General features: G+C 31.5%; 5 protein-coding genes. 2 read left to right on the forward strand and 3 right to left on the reverse strand.

The window, feature by feature from the left end:
• Together PVA17_RS24160 and PVA17_RS24165 are read right to left on the reverse strand one after the other, a co-directional pair.
• A partial coding sequence (locus tag PVA17_RS24160; RefSeq protein WP_274069242.1) for a hypothetical protein occupies positions 1-1,033 on the reverse strand: 1,033 nt, incomplete at its 3' end.
• 124 nt (positions 1,034-1,157) lie between these two features.
• On the reverse strand, positions 1,158-3,713 hold the full coding sequence (locus PVA17_RS24165; protein ID WP_274069243.1) for a helicase C-terminal domain-containing protein: 2,556 nt from the start codon (positions 3,711-3,713) through the stop codon (positions 1,158-1,160).
• 205 nt (positions 3,714-3,918) lie between these two features.
• Here PVA17_RS24165 and PVA17_RS24170 point away from each other — a divergent pair, with 205 nt between their 5' ends.
• Positions 3,919-4,323: a GIY-YIG nuclease family protein gene (locus tag PVA17_RS24170; protein ID WP_274069244.1), complete on the forward strand. Its 405-nt coding sequence runs from the start codon at positions 3,919-3,921 to the stop codon at positions 4,321-4,323.
• A 60-nt stretch (positions 4,324-4,383) separates the two neighbouring features.
• Here the strand turns inward: PVA17_RS24170 and PVA17_RS24175 are convergent, their stop codons facing one another.
• The gene (locus PVA17_RS24175; protein ID WP_274069245.1) at positions 4,384-5,373 is read right to left on the reverse strand and encodes a DGQHR domain-containing protein; all 990 of its coding nucleotides are present in this window, start codon (positions 5,371-5,373) and stop codon (positions 4,384-4,386) included.
• Between the two features lie 133 nt (positions 5,374-5,506).
• On the opposite strand from PVA17_RS24175, the gene PVA17_RS24180 reads away from it, so the two are divergent.
• Positions 5,507-5,860 carry a helix-turn-helix domain-containing protein gene (locus PVA17_RS24180; RefSeq protein WP_274069246.1) on the forward strand — a complete coding sequence of 118 codons (354 nt, stop codon included), beginning with the start codon at positions 5,507-5,509 and terminating at the stop codon, positions 5,858-5,860.
• Positions 5,861-6,015 lie beyond the last annotated feature (155 nt).

The raw sequence follows: 6,015 nt of genomic DNA on the forward strand, positions 1-6,015 counted from the left end.
CATCATAAGCATTATCATCAAACAAATCATTTAGCAATCCTTCAATCAAATGATTGTTTAAATTCGATAAAAGCCAATTCTTTTTAAAATCACTTGAAAAAATAGCCTTTGTTAATTTCTTAGCAATTTCATCAACGTCATCGCCTAAGAAATCATTACTATATTCAAATAAATCATTAATAATATTTATAATATCCTGTTGTTGTGACATTACTGTTTTTTTATTTATAGACTGGATAATATCTACAACTAGTGAGAATATTTTTAGTCTTTTTTCTCCATTTAATAATGAATATAGGAATTGCATTATATTCGCTATAAATTTATTTTCAATAGAAACCATTTTTTCATTAGATTTGTTTAAATCACTACAATTTACTTTTACTTTATCCTCTATGTGATAGAATCGTAAATCAGTTTCTTTCATAAAAAAGGTAAAACTTCTTATTATTAATTTTTCATTAAATGGTGCTTCCACTTCGTTAATTGTTTTAAAAAAGAGCTTTAGTACATCTAATGAAATTTTCTGTACATCATAAATTTCATCAAATAAAAATGCGAATAAATCCCTTTTTGAATAATTTAAATAAATGTCTATAAATATTTGTTGAATTTGTTTATCAAATAAGCCTAATTTATCTATTGATACAAAATACATAGCAATAATATCTGCATAATACTTATATATTGCGCTTGATTTTTCACCATTATCTTTATTTTCTATAAGATAAGCAAACATATTTTCAATCTCAAACAATTGAGCATACTTTATTAATAATGTGTATTCTTCAATTCGATAACAAAGTTTAATTGCATGTTGAATAATCCCCGATTCAAAAATATCTTTAGTTTCATAACTTTCTATTTGTTGTTGTACATACTGTAAAATAGGTTTTAGCAAATTATTTTCATAAAATTCCCCTTCAAATTCCGCTATTGGAAATAACATTTCCCTAAGTTCAACAACACTTGTTGGTTCTTTCGGTGAATCAATAAATAATCTCCAATTCAATTCTTGATATTTTATGGTCATATAACTTCCTCCGCATTTACAAAAAATAAATACATCCTCTTTTATCGGGTAATGTTAAAATAAATTGCTTCAAATAAGTAAATCGCTTTTAAAGAAGTAATATTCCTCCACTTCTCCAACTTCCCTAATCTAGCTCTTTCACTTCTATTCTCTTAATCAAACGATTTGGTAGGTTACGGAAAATATCTAGATAAGTAAGATTAGACTCCTCTAAGTTTCTTTTTAAAATTGAAACATACGTAGCGCTATCAGATGTAATATAAGAATCATATAATACAGCTCGAGCTTTCCTTGCTAATATTTCTATCTCATTAGGAATCCAAATATGCATAACATCTCCTGGGCTAGCAGCTGGGTTGGCTGGTACTTCAGGTCCAATTATCATTAGCTTATTATCACGTGTAGAATCGGGAAATTCCTCACTATACCAAGCTTTATGATTATGAGACTGACCTACATCTTTTTTAGAATATTGTGATGTATCCCCCTTATCTTCCTTACTTTCCAGAAGGATATCATATTCTGTCGATGCCCAAAAAACATCTGGCCCACGACCTATTCCTGACATTTGATCAGGTCTACTAGCTTCAAAACCTAAATATTTCCCTAGCCAATATAATGCTTCTTCGTATTGATTAGAAGAACTCTTTTCTGAAAAAAGTGATGAGATTCGGCCATCCATTTCACTAAATGATCCATAATTAAAATCTCCTCTTTCACTTAAAACTTTAGCAATTCTTTCAGCTTGTGACTCACCTATATTGATAACAGGTAAGGAAGGAGTAGGTTGTTGAGATTGATTTATTCTTCCGAGGATACGATATGCACCACCAGATCTATTAAAATAGCGCTCTGCAGCAGAATAGTTACCACTTAAATGATATGCATAGCCGATCCAGTGAGAATGCCATGCTGCTTGTGCTTTATCAAGTTGAAAAAGTTCCTCAAGGGTTCTTTCTAACGACCGAGCTGCTTTACTATATTCTCTATCCCATAAGTGCTTAAGAAATTCCCTCTCTGCAAAGGCTACTTCAATTTGAAAGACATCCTCCTCGCCCCTTTCACCTTCATTATCTGAAGTCACAGAGAATGGCTGGACTCGTGTCTTATGTAAAGAAGTCCACCCCTCATTACGGGGCACGGACAAAACAGTTGAAATCAAGCTATCAAGGTCCTGAGCCGATTTAAGATCTTTTGTAAGTTCCTCACCTAATTCAATTTGAGCTTTTGTAAAAGGTGATATTGAATTTCGGTTAGTTTTTCTAGTAATCCAGTCGGCCATATCATCACCTAACATAAATACTACACCATAGTCATCAGTTCCTCGTGAAATTCTTCCCATTGATTGTATTACCCTTGAGGCTACAGTGCCTTGTAAAAATTTGTTATCTCCTAAATTACTCCACAAAAACTTTTCCATTAGACCTGTTCCAGATGGGAGACCATCAATTACTAGTAATCTGCAAGTATCTCCTGGGAAATCCATACCTTCAAAACGTGCAGGAGCAACTAACATGCCTACAGAAGCTGCTTTGAATTTCTCTATCTTCTCTGTGAAGTCCAAAGAATCAAACTTCATTTCATGTTGTCTCCATTTACGTGCATGAGATTCACTTTTCGGTATTACAAGTATTTTATTTTTGCGACTTAGTTGAATGATATAATCAAAGATTTCCTTTTTTATCTCGGGATTCATATATGGTGCTATGACTAATCTTTCAGACTCTCCGGCGCTAGTTTTTGGATCAACATGGGATTTCGGTAGGAATCCGAATGTACGAACAAACTCAGGTTTATTTTGAACTGTTGCAGACAAGAAGATTTTTCTAGTATTGTCACTCATAAAGTTAAGTTCATGTACTGGTGGAAGAAATGGGGATAATTCTATGTAATCATTTGTAATAAATGCTGAACATAAATCCAAATTATTTCTTAAATGTTCCCAAGCAAACATAGTACTTACTTTATCAGTAACTCCTTCGTTAGTTAAAGTCTCAATAACCTTTTCTACAGAATTATTCCATATAAACATAGGTATAAAAATAACTGAAGGATCGTTTTTAAACGTAACAACCTGATCAAATTCCTGTGTACGGAAAGTCTGTTCGAAGTATGGTCGCACTTGCCCAACTAATGTCGCGTATGTATGAGGAAATTCATCTTGTGTAATTCGTAATGTAAAGTTATCCCGAACAATATGAGAAGCAACATGAGAATCATCAAAAATAATACCTTTGATATCATCTCGGAATCGACGGTTTTTCCCATTAAACAAAGTTTGGTAATTTGTTAAACATTGAACTTCTCCAAGATTAAATTCTCGTTCGTTTTTCATTTCTCTATTAAAATAAGTAGCTACCGTTAAACCCAGCTTTTCAGCTGCTTCTCTCGTTTGTACTATTAGCTGATTAGAACCACATAAATAAAAGACACGTCCTTGTAACTCGTTAGCCATAGACTGACCTGTTAAAAGCCCAATAACCGTTTTACCTCCACCTGTGTTTAGGTTTACAGCTACATTCTTTTCCTCTCTTTTATCAAATAATTCCTCGAGTGCGAGGTACTGTCCTCGCCATAAATCATTTACTTTTCCTTTAGGAAGACTATCGTAAAGCTTAATAGGATGTACTTCCCCAGGATTTGATGACTGATTTAAAAATTTACTGAAATCAAAACTCATTTTGCACCCCACAAATTATAATATTTAAAATGCTAACTTAATATTTTTACTCTATTTACAATATACTACATTTATTCCATTTAAACATTTAGGGATCTAGAATTTATTATTGGTTAATTAATATAAGATTAAAAAGCTGTTATTGCACAATCTAATCATATCATGATATGATTAGATAAATTCCAACGAAAAGGTAGGTAGTTATATGACACAGGAAGAATTACAAGACTATAAACATGCTTTACTATCACAACAAAGCATCGATTTTAACAATTTAGTGCCTCGCATGTTATCAGAAGATGCCGGAGTATATGCTATTTTTAAAAAAGTAAATGAAGGTATTGATGAATGCTATTATATTGGTCGAACAACTAATCAGCGAAGACGAATTTACACTAACCATTTACAAGGAAATGCTAGTACTGCTCGGTTAAAAAAATATTTAGTAGAAGATCCAAATAGTCCTGTTGTAGATATGGCTGATGCAAAAAATTGGTTAATAAATAACGCTTATTTTAAATTTATCCCTATAGATAATTCTAGAATGCGTACTCTAGTTGAGTGTGGTCTAACTGCCTTATTCGCACCACATTATATAGACATTAAATGAAGTTTTTACTGGATTATTTTCTTAAGGAACCATTGCTTTTTTACAATGGTTCCTTAATTTCTAAATACAGTTTTTTATGTCCTCAGCTAACATCTTTGTACCAGCAACGCCCTTTACAAATTTTAAATCACCACTGGCAGACCAATCTATCTCTCCTAGGTTTAATAACTTATTAGCAATTTTTACTGAGTCTGGTTGTTGTGATTTAATCAAATAATTTTCATTAATTAACATATTTCCAACAATAGCTAGTGCATTTAAACAAGTAATATGGGTTAACCGATAGTTCTTATAATCATCCCATTCTTCCGGTAATAGCTCTTTAATTACGTTAAAATAAAACATTGTAATATTTAATATCTTTTCTTTCGGTAACTTAGCTAAATCAGATTTCTTCGTAAGTAGATTTACTAAATGATATAGATTTTGCAAAGTAATATGTTTTCCCCTTGTACGCTTTCCAATTAAAGTACCTTTACTAAAAAAAGGGCTTTCAGGTTTTAAAATTAAATTTGTAGCTACCCAACTCAGTTTGTCATTATTCCGATTTAAGTATCTGCTTAACGATGTGCCAATACCTTTAGCTTTTGTATTTATAACATCAAATAATTTAATTTCCTCATCTTCATCTAAATAATGAAATGCTAAAAAAGGCACATTCAAAGTACTATCTGTTTCCTCAATATATTCCTTAATTCCGCATAAACGATGTTGTCCATCCATAAGTGTTGCTTTTTGATGGCATACTAAACGGCCATAACTTGGACGATAACGATCATATGCGTGAAATTCCCAATTACCTGCTGCATTTAATAAAATCGGTGTGTATAAGGAATCCTCACCTTGGGATAAATATTCAGCAAAATCTTTACAACGCTTTTTGTTAATAGGGCGTTGATAACCTTTTCCTGATGGATCATTAAAAAGCTTTGAATATGAAAAATTCACAGCAACTTGTGACGAAACAGATCCTTGATAAATGACACGCCCCCTCATCTTTGATTGGACTACATTTTCAATAACTATATTTGTACTTAAATGACTATTCATTTATCGTTCCACTCCTTAAAATTAACATCAAAGTACATAATAGTACTTATAAGTACTAAAAACAATTAAAATGTACCTATATGAAACTTCATGCGAATTTGTACCTCACATAGTCTTTAAGTGAGGTGATTAAATGGACCAGTTAGTAAATATTGTTGGGACAAATATTAGGGAAATCAGAAAACAAAAAAAAATGACACAAGAGGAACTAGCTGAGAAATGTGGTTTACAAACATCATATTTAGCTGGGGTAGAGCGCGGAGATAGAAATATTACTTTAAGTACATTAGAAAAAATAACAACTGGTCTAGAAATCAACGCTATAGATCTCTTTGAATTAAAATTACCTTTAAAAATATTACCTGTTGAAACTGAGCAGTTAATAAATTTGTTTGCCGGTCAATTGAAAAAGAAGTCTGAAAAGGAAATTCGATTAATAATCAAATTAGCCAGCGAGATTTTTGAAACTTACAATAATAAAAATTAAGATAATCAATAATCATAATTATACTCATTTTAATATAATGCTTTAACTGAATTTAGTGCTTGCTTTTTATACTTAGAAATATCATCAATGCAGTATTTTCCTTATCCTTTTTTAAGTATGATATTATAAAAAAGTTGTATAGAATCTATAAGGAG

This window comes from Lysinibacillus sp. CNPSo 3705 (assembly GCF_028674935.1).
GTDB lineage: Bacteria > Bacillota > Bacilli > Bacillales_A > Planococcaceae > Lysinibacillus.

Coding starts and splice junctions, on each gene's coding strand:
- PVA17_RS24165 (WP_274069243.1), bottom strand. CDS start 3,713: ATGAGTTTTGATTTCAGTAAATTTTTAAATCAGTCATCAAATCCTGGG.
- PVA17_RS24170 (WP_274069244.1), top strand. CDS start 3,919: ATGACACAGGAAGAATTACAAGACTATAAACATGCTTTACTATCACAA.
- PVA17_RS24175 (WP_274069245.1), bottom strand. CDS start 5,373: ATGAATAGTCATTTAAGTACAAATATAGTTATTGAAAATGTAGTCCAA.
- PVA17_RS24180 (WP_274069246.1), top strand. CDS start 5,507: ATGGACCAGTTAGTAAATATTGTTGGGACAAATATTAGGGAAATCAGA.